19 protein-coding genes are annotated in these 21,342 nt (G+C 71.5%); 12 read left to right on the top strand and 7 right to left on the bottom strand.

Going from position 1 to position 21,342, the window contains the following annotated elements; genetic code table 11:
- The first annotated feature begins 88 nt into the window (after nucleotides 1-88).
- The 4 genes from BLT97_RS11500 (at nucleotide 89) to BLT97_RS11485 (ending at nucleotide 5,583) form a co-directional block, all read left to right on the top strand.
- On the top strand, nucleotides 89-1,519 hold the full coding sequence (locus BLT97_RS11500) for a CitMHS family transporter (protein ID WP_093608836.1): 1,431 nt from the start codon (nucleotides 89-91) through the stop codon (nucleotides 1,517-1,519).
- A gap of 4 nt (nucleotides 1,520-1,523) precedes the next feature.
- On the top strand, nucleotides 1,524-2,774 hold the full coding sequence (locus BLT97_RS11495; RefSeq protein WP_093608834.1) for an MFS transporter: 1,251 nt from the start codon (nucleotides 1,524-1,526) through the stop codon (nucleotides 2,772-2,774).
- A gap of 129 nt (nucleotides 2,775-2,903) precedes the next feature.
- A complete protein-coding gene (locus BLT97_RS11490; protein WP_093608832.1) occupies nucleotides 2,904-4,316 on the top strand; it encodes an aldehyde dehydrogenase family protein in 1,413 nt (470 codons plus the stop codon).
- Between the two features lie 187 nt (nucleotides 4,317-4,503).
- Nucleotides 4,504-5,583 (top strand): Zn-dependent alcohol dehydrogenase, encoded by a 1,080-nt coding sequence (locus tag BLT97_RS11485; protein ID WP_093608830.1) that lies wholly within the window; start codon nucleotides 4,504-4,506, stop codon nucleotides 5,581-5,583.
- A gap of 37 nt (nucleotides 5,584-5,620) precedes the next feature.
- On the opposite strand, the gene BLT97_RS11480 is transcribed toward BLT97_RS11485, so the two are convergent.
- Nucleotides 5,621-6,601: a DMT family transporter gene (locus BLT97_RS11480; protein ID WP_093608828.1), complete on the bottom strand. Its 981-nt coding sequence runs from the start codon at nucleotides 6,599-6,601 to the stop codon at nucleotides 5,621-5,623.
- A gap of 101 nt (nucleotides 6,602-6,702) precedes the next feature.
- Nucleotides 6,703-7,332, bottom strand: coding sequence for a TetR/AcrR family transcriptional regulator (locus tag BLT97_RS11475; RefSeq protein WP_093608826.1), 630 nt, complete (start codon nucleotides 7,330-7,332; stop codon nucleotides 6,703-6,705).
- Nucleotides 7,333-7,399: 67 nt separating this feature from the next.
- Here BLT97_RS11475 and BLT97_RS11470 point away from each other — a divergent pair, with 67 nt between their 5' ends.
- From BLT97_RS11470 to BLT97_RS11460, 3 genes are all read left to right on the top strand, one after another.
- Nucleotides 7,400-8,551: an acyl-CoA dehydrogenase family protein gene (locus BLT97_RS11470; RefSeq protein ID WP_093608824.1), complete on the top strand. Its 1,152-nt coding sequence runs from the start codon at nucleotides 7,400-7,402 to the stop codon at nucleotides 8,549-8,551.
- 60 nt (nucleotides 8,552-8,611) lie between these two features.
- Nucleotides 8,612-8,899, top strand: a complete 288-nt coding sequence (locus BLT97_RS11465; protein WP_093609052.1) for a YiaA/YiaB family inner membrane protein — start codon at nucleotides 8,612-8,614, stop codon at nucleotides 8,897-8,899.
- 92 nt (nucleotides 8,900-8,991) lie between these two features.
- Nucleotides 8,992-9,618 (top strand): TetR/AcrR family transcriptional regulator, encoded by a 627-nt coding sequence (locus BLT97_RS11460; RefSeq protein ID WP_093608822.1) that lies wholly within the window; start codon nucleotides 8,992-8,994, stop codon nucleotides 9,616-9,618.
- Between the two features lie 51 nt (nucleotides 9,619-9,669).
- On the opposite strand, the gene BLT97_RS11455 is transcribed toward BLT97_RS11460, so the two are convergent.
- Nucleotides 9,670-10,134, bottom strand: coding sequence for a MaoC family dehydratase (locus tag BLT97_RS11455; protein ID WP_093608820.1), 465 nt, complete (start codon nucleotides 10,132-10,134; stop codon nucleotides 9,670-9,672).
- A gap of 139 nt (nucleotides 10,135-10,273) precedes the next feature.
- Here BLT97_RS11455 and soxR point away from each other — a divergent pair, with 139 nt between their 5' ends.
- Nucleotides 10,274-10,738: a redox-sensitive transcriptional activator SoxR gene (soxR, locus tag BLT97_RS11450; RefSeq protein ID WP_093608818.1), complete on the top strand. Its 465-nt coding sequence runs from the start codon at nucleotides 10,274-10,276 to the stop codon at nucleotides 10,736-10,738.
- Between the two features lie 53 nt (nucleotides 10,739-10,791).
- Here the strand turns inward: soxR and BLT97_RS11445 are convergent, their stop codons facing one another.
- On the bottom strand, nucleotides 10,792-11,868 hold the full coding sequence (locus BLT97_RS11445; RefSeq protein WP_093608816.1) for an RNA ligase (ATP): 1,077 nt from the start codon (nucleotides 11,866-11,868) through the stop codon (nucleotides 10,792-10,794).
- A 127-nt stretch (nucleotides 11,869-11,995) separates the two neighbouring features.
- On the bottom strand, nucleotides 11,996-12,706 hold the full coding sequence (locus BLT97_RS11440) for a 3-keto-5-aminohexanoate cleavage protein (RefSeq protein ID WP_093608814.1): 711 nt from the start codon (nucleotides 12,704-12,706) through the stop codon (nucleotides 11,996-11,998).
- A 65-nt stretch (nucleotides 12,707-12,771) separates the two neighbouring features.
- On the opposite strand from BLT97_RS11440, the gene BLT97_RS11435 reads away from it, so the two are divergent.
- Nucleotides 12,772-13,272 carry a hypothetical protein gene (locus BLT97_RS11435; protein WP_093608812.1) on the top strand — a complete coding sequence of 167 codons (501 nt, stop codon included), beginning with the start codon at nucleotides 12,772-12,774 and terminating at the stop codon, nucleotides 13,270-13,272.
- A 39-nt stretch (nucleotides 13,273-13,311) separates the two neighbouring features.
- Here the strand turns inward: BLT97_RS11435 and BLT97_RS11430 are convergent, their stop codons facing one another.
- On the bottom strand, nucleotides 13,312-13,950 hold the full coding sequence (locus BLT97_RS11430) for a hypothetical protein (protein WP_093608810.1): 639 nt from the start codon (nucleotides 13,948-13,950) through the stop codon (nucleotides 13,312-13,314).
- A 238-nt stretch (nucleotides 13,951-14,188) separates the two neighbouring features.
- On the opposite strand from BLT97_RS11430, the gene BLT97_RS11425 reads away from it, so the two are divergent.
- A complete protein-coding gene (locus tag BLT97_RS11425; protein WP_093608808.1) occupies nucleotides 14,189-17,062 on the top strand; it encodes a penicillin acylase family protein in 2,874 nt (957 codons plus the stop codon).
- A gap of 267 nt (nucleotides 17,063-17,329) precedes the next feature.
- Here the strand turns inward: BLT97_RS11425 and BLT97_RS11420 are convergent, their stop codons facing one another.
- Nucleotides 17,330-18,598, bottom strand: a complete 1,269-nt coding sequence (locus BLT97_RS11420) for an exo-beta-N-acetylmuramidase NamZ family protein (protein WP_093608806.1) — start codon at nucleotides 18,596-18,598, stop codon at nucleotides 17,330-17,332.
- A 203-nt stretch (nucleotides 18,599-18,801) separates the two neighbouring features.
- Here BLT97_RS11420 and BLT97_RS11415 point away from each other — a divergent pair, with 203 nt between their 5' ends.
- Nucleotides 18,802-19,563, top strand: a complete 762-nt coding sequence (locus BLT97_RS11415; RefSeq protein ID WP_093608804.1) for an SDR family oxidoreductase — start codon at nucleotides 18,802-18,804, stop codon at nucleotides 19,561-19,563.
- An 89-nt stretch (nucleotides 19,564-19,652) separates the two neighbouring features.
- On the top strand, nucleotides 19,653-21,245 hold the full coding sequence (locus BLT97_RS11410) for a class I adenylate-forming enzyme family protein (protein ID WP_093609050.1): 1,593 nt from the start codon (nucleotides 19,653-19,655) through the stop codon (nucleotides 21,243-21,245).
- Nucleotides 21,246-21,342 lie beyond the last annotated feature (97 nt).

The raw sequence follows: 21,342 nt of genomic DNA, 5'->3' as shown, positions 1-21,342 counted from the left end.
CGCCGGCAGAGACGGCAGTTCCCACCGCCTCCTGGCGGCCGTCGCACCGCCTCCGGTGGAAGTTCAAGGGCGAACGTTAGGTGTCCATATGCTGACCATCCTCGGCTTCGCCATGATCGCGACCTTCCTGGTCCTGATCATGATGAAGAAGATGTCGCCGATCGCGGCGCTGGTCCTGATCCCCGCGCTGTTCTGCGTCTTCGTCGGAAAGGGAGCCCATCTCGGGGACTACGTCCTCGAAGGCGTCACCAGCCTCGCCCCCACCGCGGCGATGCTGATGTTCGCGATCGTCTACTTCGGCGTGATGATCGACGTGGGTCTCTTCGACCCGATCGTCCGCGGCATCCTGCGCTTCTGCAAGGCAGACCCGATGCGCATCGTCGTCGGCACGGCCGTGCTCGCCGCGATCGTCTCGCTGGACGGCGACGGCTCCACCACGTTCATGATCACGGTCTCCGCGATGTACCCGCTGTACAAGCGGCTCGGCATGAGCCTCGTGGTGATGACCGGTGTCGCCGCCACCGCCAACGGCGTGATGAACACGCTGCCCTGGGGCGGTCCGACGGCCCGCGCGGCCACCGCGCTCAAGCTCGACGCCTCCGAGATCTTCGTGCCGATGATCCCCGCGCTCGCGGTCGGTCTGCTCGCGGTCTTCGCGCTCTCGTACGTGCTCGGCCTGCGCGAGCGCAAGCGGCTCGGTGTGCTGACCCTCGACGAGGTCCTGGAGCAGGAGTCCGAGACCGAGACCGTGCTCGTCGGCGCCGGTGGCGAAGGCGGTAAGGAAGCAGGCAACAACGTCTCGCTCAAGAAGCCCGCGGGCGGCGCCGGTTCGGGCACGGACGCCGAGCCCGCCGAAGCCGAAGGCGAGGACGAGGGCTTCCAGGGGCTCGACCCGAACCGCCCCACCCTGCGCCCCAAGCTCTACTGGTTCAACGCGGGTCTGACCGTCGCGCTGCTCGCCGCCATGATCATGGAGCTGCTGCCGATCCCGGTCCTGTTCCTGCTCGGCGCGGCCCTCGCCCTCACGGTCAACTTCCCGCACATGCCCGACCAGAAGGCCCGGATCGCCGCCCACGCGGACAACGTGCTCAACGTCTCCGGCATGGTCTTCGCCGCTGCCGTGTTCACCGGTGTCCTCCAGGGCACGGGCATGGTCGACTCGATGGCCAAGTGGCTCGTGGACACCATCCCGGACGCCATGGGCCCGCAGATGGCGCTGGTCACCGGACTGCTCAGCCTCCCGCTGACGTACTTCATGTCCAATGACGGCTTCTACTTCGGCGTCCTGCCGGTGCTCGCCGAGGCCGGCGCCGCCCACGGTGTCTCGCCCCTGGAGATCGCCCGCGCCTCGCTGGCCGGCCAGGCCCTGCACATGTCCAGCCCGCTGGTGCCCGCGGTGTACGTGCTCGTCGGCATGGCCAAGGTGGAGTTCGGCGACCACACCCGCTTCACCGTGAAATGGGCGGCGCTCACCTCCCTGGTGGTGCTGTTCTCCGGCATCCTCTTCGGGATCATCTGACCCGATGGCCGATTCCCGATGGCCCGGCAGGGGCTGGCTGCTGCGTCTCGTCATCGCCTTCGGCTTCGCGCAGGCGGCGGTGTCGATGGCGCGGCCGGCCGTCTCCTACCGGGCCCTCGGTCTTGGTGCCGACGAGCGTGCGATCGGTGTGATCGCGGGGATCTACGCCCTGCTGCCGCTGTTCGCCGCCGTACCGCTGGGGCGTCGTACCGACCACGGCCGGTGCGCGCCCCTGCTGCCCGTAGGCGTCGTGCTCATAGCGGGCGGCTGCGCCCTCAGCGGTACGGCCAACTCGCTGACCGCGATGGCGGCGTGGAGCGGAGTCATGGGACTCGGCCACCTCGCCTTCGTCATCGGCGCCCAGTCGATCGTCGCCCGCCAGTCGGCGCCCGCCGAACAGGACCGCAACTTCGGTCACTTCACCATCGGCGCCTCGCTCGGCCAGCTGATCGGCCCGATCGCCGCGGGTGCGCTGGTGACCGGGGGCGCGCACGGCGACGCGATGGCCCGTACGAGCGCGATCGCCCTGCTCGTCTCGGCGGGCGTGGCAGCGCTCTCCTTCGTCTCGCTCTGGCGTATCGAGCACGCCGAGCCGTCGGCGAAGAAGACGGCCGCGCGGAAGGTCCCCGTCCATCGCATCCTGCGCACGCGCGGCGTCCCGGCCGGCATCCTCATCAGCCTGGCCGTGCTCTCGGCCACCGACATCCTCACCGCCTACCTGCCGGTGATCGGCGAACACCGCGGCATCGCCCCCTCCGTCATCGGCCTGCTGCTCAGCCTGCGCGCGGCCGCCACCATCGCCTGCCGTCTGGTGATGACCCCGATGATCCGGCTCGTCGGCCGCACCGCCCTGCTCGTCTCCACCTGCCTCGTCGCCGGACTGCTCTGCGCGGGCATCGCCCTGCCCGTGCCGGTCTGGGCCCTGGCCGTGATGCTCGCCGTGCTCGGCTTCTGCCTCGGGGTCGGACAGCCGTTGTCGATGACCACGGTCGTCCAGGCCGCCCCGGCCGAGGCCCGCTCCACCGCCCTCGCCCTGCGCCTGACCGGCAACCGCCTGGGCCAGGTCGCCACCCCGGCCTCCGCCGGACTGATCGCGGGCGCGGCCGGAATCGGCGCCCCCTTTGTGATGCTTGGCGTGCTTCTGGCCGGTGCGGCCGTCCTCGGCCTGAGGCGTCCGGCGCCATCCCTTTCCCCGGCCGCTTCAACTAACGTCACAGGCCGGGACGTCCGGACCCCCCTGGCGCGGGAAAACTAACAGCGCTAGTTTGAGGCCCTGTGCGCCGTCGAGGTGCGCACGGCCGCCGTACGGAGAGGTCGTACGCGCGGTCCGGACGCGACCCGTACGCGGGGTGCGTACGCCGGAGTTCGTCAGGGAGGTCGAGGCATGAAGCCGCACGAGGGGCTCTACATCAACGGCGCGTGGACGCCCGCCGCGTCCGCGGAGACCATCGAGGTGGTCAACCCGGCCGACGAGCAGGTGATCGGCCATGTCGCGGCCGCGGGTCGCGAGGACGTGGACGCGGCGGTACGGGCCGCCCGCGCCGCCCTGCCGGCCTGGGCCGCGACCCCGCCCGCCGAGCGCGCCGCCAGGCTCACCGCCCTGCGCGACGCGCTCGCCGCACGCCACGAGGAGATCGCCGAGACCGTCACCGCGGAACTGGGCGCACCGCTCGGCTTCGCCAAGATGGTGCACGCGGGCCTGCCGATCGCGGTGGCCGGCACCTACGCCGAACTGGCGGCCACGTACGCCTTCGAGGAGAAGATCGGGAATTCGACCGTGCTGCACGAGCCGGTCGGCGTCGTGGGCGCGATCACGCCCTGGAACTACCCGCTGCACCAGATCGTCGCCAAGGTGGCCCCCGCGCTCGCCGCCGGCTGCACCCTCGTTCTCAAGCCCGCCGAGGACACCCCGCTCACCGCGCAGCTCTTCGCGGACGCCGTGCACGAAGCGGGCGTGCCCGCCGGTGTGTTCAACCTGGTGACGGGTCTCGGGCCGGTCGCCGGACAGGCCCTCGCCGAGCACCCCGAGGTCGACCTGGTCTCCTTCACCGGCTCCACCGCCGTCGGCAAGCAGATCGGCGCCACCGCGGGCGCCGCGGTCAAGCGCGTGGCTCTGGAGCTCGGCGGCAAGTCCGCCAACGTGATCCTGCCGAGCGCCGACCTGGCCAAGGCCGTCAACGTCGGTGTGGCCAACGTGATGTCCAACTCCGGCCAGACGTGCAGCGCCTGGACCCGGATGCTGGTGCACACCGACCAGTACGACGAGGCCGTGCAGCTCGCCGCCGCGGCCGCCGCCAAGTATGTGGCCGGCGACCCGCACGACGAGTCCAGCCGCCTCGGCCCGGTGGTCAACGCCAAGCAGCAGGCACGCGTACGGGGTTACATCACCCGCGGCATCGAGGAGGGCGCCCGGCTCGTGGCCGGCGGCCCCGAGTCCCCGCACCCCACCGGTTACTACGTCAGCCCCACGATCTTCGCCGATGTGCGCCCCGAGATGACCATCGCCCAGGAGGAGATCTTCGGCCCGGTCATCTCGCTCATCCGCTACGAGGACGAGGAGGACGCGCTCCGGATCGCCAACGGCACGGTCTACGGGCTCGCGGGCGCGGTGTGGGCGGCCGACAACGAGGAGGCCGCGGCCTTCGCGCGCCGGATGGACACCGGACAGGTGGACATCAACGGCGGCAAGTTCAACCCCCTTGCCCCGTTCGGCGGTTACAAGCAGTCGGGGGTCGGCCGCGAGCTGGGGCCGCACGGTCTGACCGAGTATCTGCAGACCAAGTCCCTGCAGTTCTGAGACAGTCCCCGCCCGCCCGGGGGCCGAGCCCCTTCTCAGGCTATCGGCCCCCACTGACAACGCCCCACCTACGCACGCCTGCGTCGGCCTACGCACGCATAGGCCGACCTGCGCCGACCTGCGCCCGCCTGCGTCGGCCTACGCCCGTCTCGCCTGCCCTCGCCCGCCAACCCCTGGAGTACGCACCGTGGTCCGCGCCGCCGTTCTGCCCGCCGTCGGCTCCCCGCTGGAGCTCGTCGAGATCGATCTGCCCGAGCCGGGCCCCGGGCAGGTGCGCGTGAAGCTCGCCGCCGCCGGGGTCTGCCACTCGGACCTCTCGCTGTCCAACGGCACCATGCGCGTGCCCACGCCCTGCGTCCTCGGCCACGAGGGCGCGGGCACGGTGCTCGCCGTGGGCGAAGGCGTGGACCACGTGTCCGTCGGGGACGGTGTGGTCCTGAACTGGGCGCCCTCCTGCGGCAGTTGCCACCACTGCGCCATCGGCGAGGTGTGGCTCTGCGCCTCCGCGCTGAGCGGCGCGGCGAACGTCTACGCCCGTACGGCCGACGGAAAGGACCTGCACCCGGGCCTGAACGTCGCCGCGTTCGCCGAGGAGACCGTCGTCGCCGCGAACTGCGTGCTGCCCGTGCCGGACGGCGTCCCGCTCACGGACGCGGCGCTGCTCGGCTGCGCCGTCCTCACGGGATACGGAGCCGTGCACCACTCGGCACGCGTACGGGAGGGCGAGTCGGTGGCCGTCTACGGCGTCGGCGGCGTCGGTCTCGCCACGCTCCAGTCGGCCCGTATCGCCGGAGCGGGCCCGGTCATCGCGGTCGACGTCACGCCGGAGAAGGAGGAGCTGGCCCGCGCGGCCGGCGCCACCGAATTCGTGCTCGCCTCCGACACCACGGCCAACGAGATCCGCAAGCTGACCGAGGGACGCGGCGTGGACGTCGCGGTCGAGTGCGTGGGCCGCGCGAGCACCATCCGTACGGCCTGGGACTCCACGCGCCGCGGCGGCCGCACCACGGTCGTCGGCATCGGCGGCAAGGACCAGCAAGTGACCTTCAGCGCCCTGGAGTTGTTCCACTGGGGCCGCACCCTGGCCGGCTGCGTCTACGGCAACTGCGACCCGGCCGCCGACCTCCCGGTGCTCGCCGAGCACATCCGCGCGGGCCGCCTGGACCTGTCCGCCCTGGTCACCGAGCACATCGGCCTCGACGGCATCCCGGCCGCGTTCGAGAACATGATCGCGGGCAAGGGCGGCCGGGCGCTGGTCGTCTTCTAGCGTCTCCCAGCCCGGCCCGCTCCCGCCCGCAGCACCGCTACGCGCGCCGGGAGTCCGCCGGGTCCACGGCATCGGGAGCCGGGTCCACCACAGGCCCCGGCTCCTCCGCCGTGGCCACCACCCGCGTACGCCCCTTCGAGCGCGAAACCCCCACCCCCGCAAGGCAGATCACGCCGCCCAGGAGCGTCAGCCAGCCCGGCACCTCGTCGAGCGCGAGCCACGACATCAGGACCACGATCGCGGGCACGGCGTACGTGGTCGCGCCCATCTTTCCTGCGGTCGTACGGGCCAGGGCGTACGCCCAGGTGGTGAAGGCGAGCGCGGTCGGGAAGACGCCCAGGTAGAGCATGTTGAGCGTGGCGGAGGCCGGGGCGTCGCCGAGTTCGGAGAGCAGCACCCCGCTGAACGGCAGGCAGGCCACCGCGCCGATCAGACAGCCGAAGGTCGTCACCTGGAGAGGGCTCGCGTGCTTCAGCGCGGGCTTCTGGGCCACCACGCCGCCCGCGTACGAGACGGCGGCGAGCAGGCAGAGGAGCACGCCGAGCACCGACGCGTTCCCCTCGCCGGACATCGACAGACCGACCACCGCCGCACCCGCGAACGACACCGCCATCCCGGCAAGCAGCCGCTTCGGCAGGCCCTCCTTGAGCAGCCAGCCGGCGAGCAGGGCCATCACCAGGGGCCCGACGTTGACGACGAGGGCCGCCGTGCCCGCGTCCACCTTCTGCTCGCCCCAGTTGAGCACCACCATGTAGAGGCCGAACCAGAGCAGGCCGGAGATCAGGATGCCCGGCCAGGCGGCCTTCGGGGGCAGGCCCTCGCGGCGTATCAGCAGGAAGGCGCCCAGGGTCAGCGCACCCGCGAGCAGCCGCCCCAGGGCCAGCGCGCCCGGCGAGTACGCCTCGCCCGCGCTGCGGATGGAGACGAAGGCCGAGGCCCAGAGCACGACCGTGACACCGGCGGCGGCGAGCGCGAGGAGTTCGGAGCGGCGGGACACGGGAGGTGCGGAGGTCGTCATGCGACGGACCTTACGCGCGGGACCCCTCGCCGCCCACCGAATTGACGGCTGCCGTCAATCGACGCCAGGCACCCCGGCACAGGCGCAGGCCAGGACGCGGTTCACAGGGCGCGGAACTGCTGCTCCAAACCGTCCAGGAGCGCCGTCAGACCCGTCTCGAAGGCCCGCTCGTCCACCTTCTCCTGGCGCTCGGCGAGCAGATGGGCCTGGCCGAGGTGCGGGTAGTCCGCGGGGTCGTACGCCGTCTCGTCGTCCACGAAACCGCCGGCGAACGACCCCAGGGCCGAGCCCATGATGAAGTACCGCATCAGCGCGCCGATCGACGTGGCCTGCGCGGGCGGCCAGCCCGCCGCCGTCATCGCGCCGAACACCGCGTCCGCCACCTTCAGGCCCGAGGGCCTGCGGCCGGGGCCGCGCGCGAGCACCGGGACGATGTGCGGATGGTCGCGCAGCGCGGCCCGGTAGGAGACCGCCCAGGCGTGCAGCGCGTCCCGCCACGGCCGCCCGTCCTCGAACATCGACAGGTCGACCTGGGCGCTCACCGCGTCCGCGACCGCCTCGAGGATCTGGTCCTTCGTGCGGAAGTGGTTGTAGAGCGAGGGCCCGCTCACCCCGAGCTCCGCCGCGAGGCGCCGCGTGGAGACGGCCGCGAGCCCCTCGGCGTCGACCAGCGCGCACGCGGTCTCGACGATGCGGTCGGTGCTCAGGAGGGGCTTGCGCGGTCGGGCCATGCGGCACATAGTAGGGCCCTGACGCGAAAAACTAGCAGTGATAATTAACGGACCGGGGTGGGTGCCGATGAACCTGGAACTCAGTGACGAGCAGCGGGCCGTACAGGACCTGGCCCGTGACTTCACCGCCCGCGAGATCACCCCGCACGTCACGGAGTGGGACCGCGCCGAACAGGTCGACCGCGGGATCGTGAAGAAGCTCGGCGAGGTCGGCTTCCTCGGGCTCACGATCGACGAGCGCTACGGCGGCAGCGGCGGCGACCACCTCGCGTACTGCCTGGTCACCGAGGAGCTCGGGCGCGGGGACTCCTCGGTGCGCGGCATCGTCTCCGTCTCGCTCGGCCTCGTCGCCAAGACGATCGCCGCCTGGGGGAACGAGGAGCAGAAGCAGCAGTGGCTGCCCGGCCTCACCTCCGGCTCCTTCGTCGGCAGCTTCGGCCTCACCGAGCCCGGGACCGGTTCGGACGCGGGCAACCTCTCCACCAAGGCCGTACGGGACGGCGACGCGTACGTCGTCAACGGCACCAAGATGTTCATCACGAACGGCACCTGGGCCGATGTCGTGCTGCTCTTCGCGCGCACCAACGACGAGCCCGGCCACAAGGGCGTCTCCGCCTTCCTGACCCCGACGGACACTCCTGGTCTCACCCGCCGGGAGATCCACGGCAAGCTCGGTCTGCGCGGTCAGGCCACCGCGGAGCTGGTCCTCGAGGGCGTCCGCGTGCCGGCCTCGGCGATGCTCGGCCCCGAGGGCAAGGGCTTCTCCGTCGCGATGTCCGCGCTCGCCAAGGGCCGGATGTCGGTCGCGGCCGGCTGCGTGGGGATCGCCCAGGCCGCGCTGGACGCGGCGGTGAAGTACGCGGGGGAGCGGGAGCAGTTCGGCACCTCCATCGCCCGCCACCAGCTCGTCCAGGAGCTGATCAGCGACATCGCCGTGGACGTGGACGCGGCGCGGCTGCTGACCTGGCGGGTCGCCGATCTGATCGACCGCGGGCAGCCCTTCGCCACCGAGTCCTCCAAGGCGAAGCTCTTCGCCTCCGAGGCGGCGGTGCGCGCAGCCAACAACTGCCTCCAGGTCTTCGGCGGTTACGGCTACATCGACGAGTACCCGGCCGGGAAGCTGCTGCGCGACGCCCGCGTGATGACCCTCTACGAGGGCACCTCGCAGATACAGAAGCTGCTCATCGGGCGGGCGCTCACGGGAGTTTCGGCGTTCTGAGTACCGATTGAGTAGGTGTACGGATGTGGCGCGGGTCACCCGCGCCGCATGCTGTCCCGCATGACTGACGCACCCGTGAAACAGCAGACCACCACCGGCTTCTACGGGATGGCCATCGCTTCGTTCGCCATCGCCCTCGGCTCGGTGGGCATCGCGCTCCTCTATATGGACGTCGACGTATGGATCCGCGCGTTCATGGCCATCGCGGTCCTCTACCTGACGACCTCCGCGATCACGCTCTCCAAGGTCGTCCGCGACCGGCAGGAGGCCGAGCAGATCGTCAGCCGGGTGGACCAGGCCCGGATGGAGAAGATCCTCGCCGAGCATGACCCGTTCCGTACGTCTTGAGCGGCTTGTCGGCCCCACCTCGGCCCCCGCGCACTAAGCGCTTGCTCACCGGTCGGGGTATGGTGTTCGCCCGTGACTGGAAGGGGCGAAGGATGACCGCGACCGAGGAGATCCTGGACGAGGTGCCCTGGAGCGGCGTCAGTCCCGACGCCGCCCGGCGGCTCATGGTCGCCGCGGTCGAGGCGTTCGCCGAGCGGGGCTATCACGCGACCACGACCCGCGACATCGCGGGCCGCGCCGGCATGAGCCCCGCCGCGCTCTACATCCACTACAAGACCAAGGAAGAGCTGCTCCACAAGATCAGCACGATCGGCCACGCGAAGGCGGTGGCGATCCTCCAGTCCGCGGCCGACGCGGAGGGGACGCCCGCCGAGCGCCTGGAGCAGGCGGTACGCCACTTCGTGGTCTGGCACGCCGGGCACCACACCACGGCCCGCGTGGTGCAGTACGAGCTGGACGCGCTGGACGCCGAGCATCGCGCCGAGGTCGTGCAGCTGCGCCGGCAGTGCGACGCTGCGGTGCGGCGGATCCTGACGGACGGCGTGAAGGCCGGCGACTTCGAGGTGCCGGACATCCCGGGTGCGACCCTCGCGGTGCTCTCGCTCTGCATCGACGTGGCGCGCTGGTTCAACGTCGCCGGGCGCCGCACGCCCGACGAGGTCGGCGCCTCGTACGCCGACCTCGTCCTGCGGATGGTGGGGGCACGGCCCCGCTCGTAGGGCCCGGGCCCGCCGTGCCCCACGGGGCTGTGATCGCCGTGCCCCGGGGGTCTAGAAGTAGAACCGCGACACGGCCTCCGCGACGCAGGCCGGCTTGTCGGCGCCTTCGCGTACGACGGTCACCTGCGAGGTGAGCTGCACGCCGCCGTCGGAGGTGTCGGCGACCTCCTTGACCACCACGGAGGCGCGCACGCGCGAGCCCACGGGCACGGGCGAGACGAAACGCACCTTGTTGGTGCCGTAGTTGACGCCCATCTTCACGTTCTCGATGCGCATCACCATCGGTACGAGCGTGGGCAGCAGCGAGAGCGTCAGATAGCCGTGCGCGATGGTCGTGCCGAACGGGCCCGCGGCCGCCTTCTCGGCGTCGACGTGGATCCACTGGTGGTCCCCGGTGGCCTCCGCGAACAGGTCGATCCGCTTCTGGTCGACCTCCAGCCACTCGGTTCCGTCCAGCTGCTCGCCGATCGCCGTACGCAGCTCCTCGGCCGACTTGAAAATCCTGGGCTCTGCCATGTGTGTCCCTGTCTCCCATGGGTTGCTAAGCGCTTGCTCAGCATGGTCGCCCGCCCTCGCCCCTGTCAACGGACCTGCGACGACCTCTCGGGAAGGAGCTGCGAGGTCTGGGCCGGGGCGTCCGGGTTAGGGTCCTGACGTGCCGCAGATCCCCGAGAAGATCCACGAACTCACCGTCGGCCAGCTGTCCGCGCGCAGCGGAGCGGCCGTGTCGGCCCTGCACTTCTACGAGTCCAAGGGCCTGATCACGAGCCGCCGCACCTCCGGCAACCAGCGCCGCTACAGCCGCGACGCGCTGCGCCGGGTGGCCTTCGTGCGCGCGGCACAGCGCGTCGGCATCCCGCTCGCCACCATCCGCGACGCCCTCGCCGAACTGCCCGAGGAACGCACCCCGACCCGCGAGGACTGGGCCCGCCTCTCCCAGGCCTGGCGCAAGGAGCTGGACGCACGCATCACCCAGCTGGGCCGGCTCCGCGACCACCTCACGGACTGCATCGGCTGCGGCTGCCTCTCCCTGGAGACCTGCGTGCTCTCCAACCCGGACGACGTCTTCGGCGAGCGGCTCACGGGGTCGCGTCTGCTGGCGGAGAAGAAGACCTCGTAGCGCACGGAAGGGGCGGGCCGCCGCGGCCCGCCCCTCCTGTCACACCCTGCGCCTCACTCGAACTCCGTACCGCCCTTTCGGGTCAGATACGCCGGGCTCACGGCCTTGGCGATCGCCCGGCCGCCCACCACGTCGCTGCGCCGCTCCTTCGCGGGCCGCACCACGACCCCCTCCCGGAGATGCAGCTCGCGCCCGGACACGGTCTCGCGGCCCGAGGCGTACGAGAACACCAACTCCTCGTCGTACGGCCCCTCGTAGAGCCGCGGCACCAGCGGCAGCCGCTCCTCCAGGAGCTCGGTCAGCTCCGCCGGGTCCAGCCAGCGCACCTGCCGGTCCACCTCCACCGAGGCGTCGAACACCGCGTAGCCGAGCGAGGCGCGGCGTCCGTCGGCGCCGTACGACAGGTCCTGCACGCCGGCCCCGTAGACCTCACCGAACAGGCCGACCCTGCGGGCGCCGAGCCGTTCGGCGAGCCAGGCCGCGACCGCCGCCACGCCGTGCCCGCGCACCGCCCGCCAGTACAGGTTCCGCGGGTCCTCCTGCAACGCGAGGTACTTGGCGCCGAACCCCTTGGACGAGACCTGGACGCGGCCGGTCTCCGCGAAGTACGTGAGCAGGCAGGCCGTGCCGTGCAGCTTCTCGGTGAGGAACACCGGCTCGCCGGGCTCGAAGATGCCCGGATAGCGCTGGAGGTTCTCGATGTCGACCCATGGCAACAGCTCCGGCGCCGGTTCGACGTCACCGCTCATGGTGGTCGGCACCTCCGGCACCCACTTCGTGATGCCCAACTGCTCCGCGAAGTCCGTGCCTTCGGCGGCGGCCTGCGCGAGGTCCACCTCCGCGATGGCGCGCGGCCGGCAGACCAGGCCCTGTGACAGCTCGCCGCGCAGCCGGATCGCCTTCACGCGGTTGGCCCTGGCGCCCGCGAGGCGTCCCGTCAGACCGAGCTCCTCGATCAGCTCGTCCGGGAGCACCGCCTGTTCCGGGATGTACAGGGCGTGATCGCCGGTGCGGTAGGCACCCTTGGCGACGACGGCCCGGTACAGGCCCACCTGGGCCAGCTCCAGGGCGTCGGCGCCCGGATGCTCGTGGACGGTCAGCTCTTCGGCGGTGACGCGCAGCGTCGACATGAACGGGACTCCTCGTACGCTCAGTTCGGTCTCATCGCGTCCAAGTGTCCGCAGGTCAAATGCGTGGAGCGAGGGGATTTCCCTCTGGTAGCGTCGCGCGCCCGCCGGGCCGCCTGTCGCAGCCGGCTCACGAGGCCAGGGCGCGGCGCACCAACTCCGCGTTGTCCACCGCCCGTCGCCCCTCCGGCAGGACCAGCGTGTCCTCCAGGCCGACCCGGGTCGACAGACCGCGCTCCAGGGCGAGCCGGAGCACCGGCCAGGCTCCGCCCTCCTCGCCGTGCAGCAGCACCGGACGGCCGTGCGCCGTGCCGATCTCGTCGAGCAGCACCGCCGCCGTGGCCCGGCTCGTGTCGGCGGAGTGGTCCGTCACCTCGGCGAGGACCCGCAACACCTGTGCGGACAGCGGGGACTTGAGGAAGCGCGCGGGCCCGTCGGTGCCGGACCACAGCCCGGCCTCCACTCCCACGCCGCGCTCGAGCAGCGCGGCGGCGACCTCCTCCGCACCCTCCTCGTGCCAGTTGACCGAGGCGTGGTCGGGCAGCACCGTCCAGGAGCGGATCCGCTCGACGCGCCGGGCGGGGTCGGGCTCGGCCCACGCGCCCGTGGTCACCCCGACCGGCACGCCCACCACGGAACGTATGGCTTGAATCGCCGCTGCAACCGCACCGGGTGAGAGTGTGTCCTGTCCGCAGGGGGACTTGGGATGTACATGCACATCGCAGGCCCCGGCGGTCACCGCGCGCGCCGCCGACCGCGCCATGTCCTCGGGGGACATCGGGACCGCCGCGCCGTCGGCCGTACCGCGGGAGCCGTTGAGACAGACCTGGAGCCACACCATGCAGTCGATGGTGCCAGCCGCCACTGACACCGGGGCCCGGCACCGACAGGGGGGAGCACAGAGCCATGGGCATCGTCATCTGCTCACTGAAGTTCGACGCCGCGCAGGACGGACCGCAGAAGATCAGCTACGGCAAGGACGGGTACCACCTCGTGCGCTTCGGCTACGGGAGCGAGCAGGAGTCGTACGACCCCTGGGGCATGCACACACCTGTGCAGTGCGGGGCGTTCCCGGACTCGGGCTCCGGGATCATCGTGCCGAGCCACGACGGCTGGGGCGTGCTGTCCGCGCTCGTGCAGTGGGAGGCGGACGACGAGGCGAAGGAGTACCGGGCCCGGTTCGTGCGCCATCCGCTGACGGACGCGTACGACTCGACGGCGACCACCGACTCCGCCGCCACCGGGGGCGGTCAGTACCGCTCCTACATGTGGCAGATGTTCGTGCACAAGGGGACGCCGCTCGGCCTGAAGATCTCCGCGCGCGGGACGGGGGACAGCAAGCTCGCGGTGCCTTTGAAGCACGCCCAGTTCAAGCTCGCCATCCATACGGATGTGCTCACACCCTGATCCCCGCCCCACCGGATGCCCGGTCGTGCCCGCCGGACCTCACGCCGAGGCCGCGGCCAGCGCCGCCGCCGTCGCGAGGAAACCGGGGCGCCGGCCGCGCGCCCGGATCCGCGTGAGCGCCTCGGTGCTGAGCACCGGGCGCGGCACCACGATGCCGCAGTGCTCGCAGAGCGGTCCGGCGAACGGTTCGTGCGAGAGCTCCTGCTTCCAGACGATGTCCGTCGACTCGCACACCGGGCAGACCTCGCCGGGCTCGCGTTCGAGCGCGGATATCAGGCGCCGCAGCACCACGCCGAGGGGTGCGGCCGGGTAGACCGCCGGGTCCTCGCACCAGGCGATCCCGTGGCCGCCCCAGGTGAGCCGGTGCCAGTCGTCGAACATGCCGGGACGGCGCAGACCGTCGTGCTTCTCGCGCCTGCGCCGGGCGGCGAAGTCGGCCTCGTAGGCGAGCCAGACGGCCCGTGCCTCTTCGAGTTCGTCGAGCGCGGCCACCAGCCGCGCCGGATCGGGAGAGCGGTCCTCCGGGCCGAAACCGGCCCGGGTGCAGAGGTGGTCCCAGGTCGCCCGGTGGCCGTACGGGGCGAACCGCTCGAGGCACTTGCGCAGTGAATAACGGCGCAGCGCCAGGTCGTTGTGCGGGTCGCGCACCTGTCTCGCGAGGCTACGGAAACCGGCCATCGCCATGCACCTCCGTCACTGGTTCTCGGACGTCGCGGCTTGGACGTATCGGGTCGCGATTCGGCTCCATCGAATTTCCGATGGCAGCCATCACTGCTGTCGGCGGGGCGGATGTGGGCTGCGGGTGTGGTGAAGTGGAAAAGGTGACGCATGTTCACCTTCTGTCGGCTCCCTACCGTCGGTAACCTCCGATCACCCCACTCGCGGGCTGCTTGAGTTCCCTCCAGGAGGAGCAGGTATGCGACAGCGCATCCCCCGGTTCAGAGTTCGCAGCAGATCCCCGGAACCCGCCCGTGCCGCAGGCGTACTCGCCGCCGCCGTCGCCCTCGCGGCCGGGCTGCTCGCCCCGCTCCCGCAGGCCGCGGCGGACCCGGCGCGGGCCGTCGCGGACCGGACGCAGGCCGCGGCCGCCACGGCGGACCCCTGCGGCGGCCAGTGCAGCGACATCCTGCCGCCCGGCACGAACGGCTCCGCGACCCTCGTGGAGATCCTCGGCCACCGCCTCTTCGGTACGAAACCCGCGCACAGCGACGACCAGTTGAAGCCGTACGACGCCCTGTCCGCCGGCTACGGGTCCCTGACCGACGCGACCCTGGACACCTACTTCCGCAGCGCGTCCTTCGGCGTCCCCGCCGGCCAGGTCGCCTCCGTCACGCGCCCGCGGCCCGACGTCACCATCACGCGCGACAAGCAGCACGGCGTCCCGCACATCAAGGGCAGCACGCGCTACGGCACCGAGTTCGGCGCGGGCTATGCCGCCGGCCAGGACCGGCTGTGGCTGATCGACCTGTTCCGCCACATCGGCCGCGGCGAGCTCACCCCCTTCGCGGGCGGCGCACCCGCCAACCAGGGCCTGGAGCAGAGCTTCTGGCCGCAGGCCCCGTACACCGAGGAGGACCTCCAGAAGCAGGTCGACTACATCCTCAACAAGCAAGGCGCGCGCGGAAAGCAGGCCATGGAGGACGCGCAGGCCTATGTGGACGGCCTCAACGCCTACCGGGTCCAGGCCAAGAAGGGCCGGTACTTCCCCGGCGAGTACGTCCTGACCGGCAAGGTCGACGCGATCACCAACATCGGTGAGATCAAGCCGTTCAAGGTGACCGACCTCATCGCGCTCGCCTCCGTGGTCGGCGGGCTCTTCGGCGGAGGCGGCGGGGGAGAGGTCGAGTCCGCGCTCTCGCTGCTCGCCGCACAGAAGAAGTACGGGGTCGAGGAGGGCACGAAGGTCTGGGAGTCCTTCCGCCAGCGCAACGATCCGGAGACCGTCCAGACGGTCCACGACGGCAGCAGCTTCCCGTACGCGGAGAAGCCCGCGAAGCCCCGCGGCGCCGCGATGCCCGACCCGGGCTCGGTCGAGCGCGAGCCGCTGATCTTCGACCGCACGGGGGCCGCCGCGCAGCAGACCCCCGCGAAGGACCCCGTCAAGGCGCCCGCCAAGCTGCGCAAGCTACAGGGGATGCACGACGAAGGGGTGCTGCCCGAGGACCTGTTCACCGCGAAGAAGGGCATGTCGAACGCGCTGCTCGTCTCCGGCCGGCACACCGCGAGCGGCAACCCGGTGGCCGTGTTCGGCCCGCAGACCGGCTACTTCGCGCCCCAGCTCCTGATGATGCAGGAGCTCGACGGCCCCGGCATCAAGGCCCGCGGGGTCTCCTTCGCCGGCGTCGGCATGTACATCCAGCTCGGCCGCGGCCTCGACTACTCCTGGTCGGCCACCTCGGCGGGCCAGGACATCACCGACACCTACGCGGTCGAACTCTGCGAACCCGGCGGCGCCGCGCCCACCAAGCAGTCCACGCACTACCGCCACAAGGGCGCGTGCGTGCCCATGGAGAAGCTGGAGAAGACCAACGCCTGGAAGCCCTCGCTCGCGGACTCCACGGCGGCCGGTTCGTACCGCATGCAGGTCTTCCGCACCAAGTGGGGCATCGTCACGCACCGCGCGACCGTGGACGGCAAGCCCGTCGCGTACACCTCGCTGCGCTCCACCTACCGCCACGAGGCCGACTCGATCATCGGCTTCCAGATGTTCAACGATCCGGGATACGTGAAGGACGCCGCGTCCTTCCAGAAGGCCGCCGACCACATCGGCTACGCCTTCAACTGGTTCTACGCCGACTCCCGCGACATCGCGTACTACAACAGCGGCTCCAACCCCGTGCGCGCCGAGGGCGTCGACGCCTCCTTCCCGGTGCGTGCCGAGGACGCGTACGCCTGGAAGGACTTCGAACCCGAGGGCAACACCGCCGCGTACACGCCGATGAGCGAGCACCCGCAGTCGGTGAACCAGGACTACTACATCTCCTGGAACAACAAGCAGGCCGACGACTACGGCGCCGCCGACTTCAGCTTCGGATCCGTGCACCGCGGCGACCTGCTCGACGACCGCGTCCGGGAGCTGATCGGGGACGGCAAGGTCACCCGTGCCTCGCTCACCCAGGCGATGGCGGAGGCCGCGGTCGCGGACCTGCGCGGCGAACAGGTCCTCCCCGAACTCCTGAAGGTGCTGCGCTCCCAGCCCGTCACCGACCCGCAACTGGCCACCGCCGTGCAGCAGTTGGAGGCCTGGAAGAAGGCGGGAACGCTGCGCAACCAGACCGCCGCTGGGTCGAAGACGTACGCCCACGCGGACGCCGTCCGGATCATGGACGCGTGGTGGCCGCTCCTGGTCGAGGCGGCCTTCAAGCCGGGGCTGGGCGACGAGCTGTACACCGCGCTCACCGGTCAGCTCGGGGTCGACGAAGCACCTTCGGCGGCACACGGCCCGACCGGGGCGCACGCGGGTTCGGCCTTCCAGCGCGGCTGGTGGGGCTATGTCGACAAGGATCTGCGCACGATCCTCGGCCAGGACGTCAAGGGCCCCCTCGCCCGCACGTACTGCGGCGGCGGCGAACTGGCCGCCTGCCGCGACGCGTTGCTCGCCACCCTCGCCCAGGCCGCCGCGAAACCGGCGACCGAGGTGTACCCCGGCGACGAGCACTGCAAGGCCGGCGACCAGTGGTGCGCGGACGCGATCGTGCACCGCGCGGTCGGCGGCATCACGCACCAGCCGATCCAGTGGCAGAACCGGCCGACGTACCAGCAGGTGGTGGAGTTCCCGTCCCGGCGGTGAGGTCTCTTCGGGGTCGGTCATGACCGACCTCCGTCCCCGGGCCCCGGCGCGGCTCTGCGGACAGCATCGCGCCGGGACCCGGGTGCGGCCAGCCTTCCGCCGCTACCGGTGCGCCACCGGTGGGCCGGACGCTTCCGCCGCTACCGGTGCCTCACCGGTAGGTCGGACACGTCCGCCGCTACCGGTGCCTCACCGGTAGGTCGGACACGTCCGCCGCTACCGGTGCCTCACCGGTAGGTCGGACACGTCCGCCGCGCCACCGGCACCTCACCGATACGCCAGATACTTCCGCCGTACGGCACGGAAGGCCGCCAGCTCCTCCTGCCAGCCGCCGACCACCTCGTCCACACCGGCCCCGGCGTCGATCATCGTGCGGACCTGCGTGGAGCCGGTGAGTTTGTCGATCCAGTTGTCCGGCCGCCAGGCGAAGCCGCTCCAGGAGCGCTTGGCCGTGATCAGCAGGCCGATGCCCGTGCGGATGGGATCGAAGGCCTCCCGGTCCTGCACATGCACCTGCACCCCGCCGACCGTCTTGCCCTGGAATTTCGAGAAGGTCGGCGTGAAGTACGCCTCGCGGAAGTCGACCCCGGCGAGGTCCAGCGCATTGGCCGCCTCAGCCCACTTCCGGTTGATCCCCTCGGCACCGAGCAGTTCGAACGGGCGCGTGGTGCCGCGCCCCTCGGACAGGTTGGTGCCTTCGAAGAGACACGTCCCCGCATAGACAAGGGCCGTCTCGGGCGTGGGCATGTTCGGGCTCGGCGGCACCCACGGCAGCCCGGACTCGTCGTAGAACTCCTCCCGCCGCCACCCGGACATGAGCACGGTCTCCAGCGGCACGGGGGCGGTGAGGAACTCTCCGTTGAACAGCCGCGCCAGCTCGGCCACCGTCATGCCGTGCGCCTGCGAGATCGGCTCGCGTCCGACGAAGGTCGCGAACTCCTTGTGCAGGACCGGCCCTTCGGCCGACCGCCCCGTCACCGGGTTCGGACGGTCGAGCACGACGAAGCGCTTGCCGGCGAGCCGTGCCGCGACCATGCAGTCGTAGAGCGTCCAGATGTACGTGTAGAACCGCGCGCCCACGTCCTGGATGTCGAAGACGACCGTGTCGACCCGCGAGGCAGTGAAGATGTCGGCGAGTGCCTGCCCGCTCTTCTGGTACGTGTCGTACACGGGCAGACCGGTCGCGGGATCCTCGTAGTACCCCTCGGAACCGCCGGCCTGCGCCGTGCCGCGGAAGCCGTGCTCGGGCCCGAAGACGGCGACGAGGTCGACGCGGTCGTCGGCGTGCATCACGTCCACGATGTGGCGGACATCGCGGGTGATGCCGGTGGGGTTGGTGACGACGCCGACGCGTTCGCCGTCGAGCAGGGCGTATCCCTCGGCCTGGAGCCGCTCGAATCCGGTGCGGAGCTTGCCGCCGGGACGCGGCGGGCGGCGGTCGTCCGCGAGGACGGCCGGTGCGGCGGCGCCCAGTGCGGTGGCGGCGGTTGCGGTGGTGGCTGCGGCGAGCAGCGCCCGTCTGGACGGGTGGGTCATGTGACCTCCAGGGGTGCGGGTGCGGTGGTATGCGCTTGCGGCGGGCCTTCCCCTCCGCACCCGTGTCCGAAACCGCGTCCGGCACGCCGCCGGCCCGCGCATCGATCGGGGTGGGGGAGATCAAAGCCTTCCCAGCGACATACCGACTGGTTAGTCTGCCGAGTGACGGACCACGGCGCCCGACTCCGGACGGAGACACCCGCATGACCTTCACGCAGCAAACGGCAGTTGTGACCGGAGCCGGCGGCGGCATCGGCGCCGCCCTCGCGAGAAGGTTCGCCGCCGAAGGCGCCAAGGTCGTCGTCAACGACATCGACGAGACGAAGGCCAAGGCGGTCGCCGCCGAGATCGGCGGTATCGCGGTGGCCGGCGACGCCTCCGCGATCATCGAGGAGGCCCGCGACGCCCTCGACGGCACCGTGGACATCTACTGCGCCAACGCCGGTCTCGCGAGCGGCGGCACCGAGGCCGCCGACGAGCAGGTCTGGGCCCGCGCCTGGGACGTCAACGTGATGGCGCACGTCCGCGCCGCCCACGCCCTGCTCCCCGGCTGGCTGGAGCGCGGCGAGGGCCGGTTCGTCTCTACCGTCTCGGCCGCCGGCCTGCTCACGATGGTCGGCGCCGCCCCGTACAGCGTCACCAAGCACGGCGCGTACGCCTTCGCCGAATGGCTCTCGCTCACCTACCGCCACCGCGGGATCAAGGTGCACGCGATCTGCCCGCAGGGCGTGCGCACCGACATGCTCACGGCCGCCGGGTCCGCCGGCGAACTGGTGCTCGCGCCCACCGCGATCGAGCCCGAGGACGTGGCCGACGCGCTGATCCAGGGGATCGAGGAGGACCGCTTCCTGATCCTGCCGCACCCGGAGGTCGCCGAGTACTACCGTGTGCGGGCCGCCGAGCCCGACCGCTGGCTCGCCGGCATGAACCACCTTCAGCAGAAGTGGGAGGCCCACACCAAGTGACGGACCACGTGACGGAACACCGGACGGACCGACGGTCCTACGCCGACAAGCCCTGGCTGGCGCTCCTCAGCGAGGCCCAGCGCGCCCCCATGTCCCCGCCGCCGTCCGTGGTCCACAGCTTCCGCGCCGCCGCCGTGAAGGCCCCCGACCGTACGGCGCTCGCGTACTTCGACGGCCGGCTCAGCTACGCCGAGGTCGACGCGCTCTCCGACTCGGTGGCCGGACACCTCGCCGCACGCGGCCTCGCCGAGGGCGACCGGGTCGCCCTGATGCTCCAGAACACCCCGCACTTCGTGCTCGCCCTGCTCGGCGCCTGGAAGGCCGGCGCGACCGTCGTCCCGGTCAACCCCATGTACAAGACGGGCGAGGTGCGGCATGTGCTCGCCGATGCCGGGGTCACCGCGCTGATCTGCTCGGACCGCGCCTGGGAGGCGTATCTGCGCGAGGCGGCGGCCGGTTCGGCGGTACGGATCGTCCTCACCGCCTGCGAACTGGACCTGCAAACGCGGGGCGACCAGCGGGTGCTCGACTTCGAGCGCCTGCCCGTGGCGGCCGACGCCGAGGACCTGATCGAGGTGGCGCGCCGGGGGCTGCACGCCCCGCACCTGCCCCAACGGGCCGCCGACGACCTGGCGTTGATCAGCTACACCTCCGGCACCAGCGGGCAGCCCAAGGGCGCCATGAACCTGCACGGCAACATCACGTACAACGCCGAGCGCCAGCGCACCGGCCAGGGCATAGCCGAGGGCTCCGCGTACTTCGCGCTGGCCCCGCTGTTCCACATCACCGGCATGGTCTGCCAGCTCGCCGCCTGCGCCGCCAACGCGGGCACGCTCGTGCTCGCCTACCGCTTCCACCCGGGCGTGGTCCTCGACGCCTTCGCCGAGCACCGGCCGGCGTACACGGTCGGCCCGTCCACCGCCTTCATGGCGCTCGGCGCCCAACCCGGCGCCACCCGCGAGCACTTCGCGTCCTTCGAGGTCATCTCCTCGGGCGGTGCGCCCGTGCCGCCCGCGCTCGTCGAGAAGTTCCGCGCGGACTTCGGCCCGTACATCCGCAACGGCTACGGCCTCACCGAGTGCACCGCACCCTGCGCCTCCGTGCCCCCGCAGCACGAAGCCCCGGTCGACCCCGCATCCGGCACCCTGTCCGTGGGCGTCCCCGGACCCGACACCATCGTGCGGATCGTGGACGAGGCGGGCGCGGAGGTGCCCTTCGGCGAGCAGGGCGAGATCGTGGTGGCCGGGCCGCAGGTCGTGCCCGGCTACTGGGGCCGTCCGGAGGCCACCGCCGAGTCCTTCCCGGGCGGCGAGCTGCGCACCGGCGACATCGGCTTCATGGACGCCGAGGGCTGGCTCTACGTCGTGGACCGCAAGAAGGACATGATCAACGCGTCCGGGTTCAAGGTCTGGCCGCGCGAGGTCGAGGACGTGCTCTACACCCACCCCGCGATCCGCGAGGCCGCCGTGGTCGGCGTGCCGGACAGCTACCGGGGCGAGAGCGTCAAGGCGTACGTCAGTCTGCGGCCCGGCGCCGACACCGACCCGGCCGAGCTCGTCGCGTACAGCAAGGAGAGACTGGCCGCGTACAAGTACCCGCGCGCGGTGGAGATCCTGCCGGAGCTGCCCAAGACCACGAGTGGGAAGATCCTGCGGAGGGAACTGCGCGACCGTGCGCGGTGACACGACGGTGGACGCGGACTCCACGGCGTCCACGACGCCGGAGGCGGCGTCCACGACGGGCGGGCCGGGCAGGCGCACGGCCCGCGGGCGGAGAAGG

This window comes from Streptomyces indicus (assembly GCF_900100315.1).
GTDB lineage: Bacteria > Actinomycetota > Actinomycetes > Streptomycetales > Streptomycetaceae > Streptomyces > Streptomyces indicus.
Note: the sequence above shows the minus strand (reverse complement) of the source record. Positions and strands in the feature narration are given on the sequence as shown.

What these genes read in the sequence shown, in the direction of transcription:
- BLT97_RS11465 (WP_093609052.1), top strand. Translation starts at nt 8,612, where the DNA reads ATGACTGACGCACCCGTGAAACAGCAGACCACCACCGGCTTCTACGGG.
- BLT97_RS11460 (WP_093608822.1), top strand. Translation starts at nt 8,992, where the DNA reads ATGACCGCGACCGAGGAGATCCTGGACGAGGTGCCCTGGAGCGGCGTC.
- BLT97_RS11435 (WP_093608812.1), top strand. Translation starts at nt 12,772, where the DNA reads ATGGGCATCGTCATCTGCTCACTGAAGTTCGACGCCGCGCAGGACGGA.
- BLT97_RS11480 (WP_093608828.1), bottom strand. Translation starts at nt 6,601, where the DNA reads ATGACGACCTCCGCACCTCCCGTGTCCCGCCGCTCCGAACTCCTCGCG.
- BLT97_RS11415 (WP_093608804.1), top strand. Translation starts at nt 18,802, where the DNA reads ATGACCTTCACGCAGCAAACGGCAGTTGTGACCGGAGCCGGCGGCGGC.
- BLT97_RS11455 (WP_093608820.1), bottom strand. Translation starts at nt 10,134, where the DNA reads ATGGCAGAGCCCAGGATTTTCAAGTCGGCCGAGGAGCTGCGTACGGCG.
- BLT97_RS11495 (WP_093608834.1), top strand. Translation starts at nt 1,524, where the DNA reads ATGGCCGATTCCCGATGGCCCGGCAGGGGCTGGCTGCTGCGTCTCGTC.
- BLT97_RS11420 (WP_093608806.1), bottom strand. Translation starts at nt 18,598, where the DNA reads ATGACCCACCCGTCCAGACGGGCGCTGCTCGCCGCAGCCACCACCGCA.
- BLT97_RS11425 (WP_093608808.1), top strand. Translation starts at nt 14,189, where the DNA reads ATGCGACAGCGCATCCCCCGGTTCAGAGTTCGCAGCAGATCCCCGGAA.
- BLT97_RS11500 (WP_093608836.1), top strand. Translation starts at nt 89, where the DNA reads ATGCTGACCATCCTCGGCTTCGCCATGATCGCGACCTTCCTGGTCCTG.
- BLT97_RS11440 (WP_093608814.1), bottom strand. Translation starts at nt 12,706, where the DNA reads ATGGTGTGGCTCCAGGTCTGTCTCAACGGCTCCCGCGGTACGGCCGAC.
- BLT97_RS11475 (WP_093608826.1), bottom strand. Translation starts at nt 7,332, where the DNA reads ATGGCCCGACCGCGCAAGCCCCTCCTGAGCACCGACCGCATCGTCGAG.
- BLT97_RS11470 (WP_093608824.1), top strand. Translation starts at nt 7,400, where the DNA reads ATGAACCTGGAACTCAGTGACGAGCAGCGGGCCGTACAGGACCTGGCC.
- BLT97_RS11490 (WP_093608832.1), top strand. Translation starts at nt 2,904, where the DNA reads ATGAAGCCGCACGAGGGGCTCTACATCAACGGCGCGTGGACGCCCGCC.
- BLT97_RS11445 (WP_093608816.1), bottom strand. Translation starts at nt 11,868, where the DNA reads ATGTCGACGCTGCGCGTCACCGCCGAAGAGCTGACCGTCCACGAGCAT.
- BLT97_RS11410 (WP_093609050.1), top strand. Translation starts at nt 19,653, where the DNA reads ATGTCCCCGCCGCCGTCCGTGGTCCACAGCTTCCGCGCCGCCGCCGTG.
- BLT97_RS11430 (WP_093608810.1), bottom strand. Translation starts at nt 13,950, where the DNA reads ATGGCCGGTTTCCGTAGCCTCGCGAGACAGGTGCGCGACCCGCACAAC.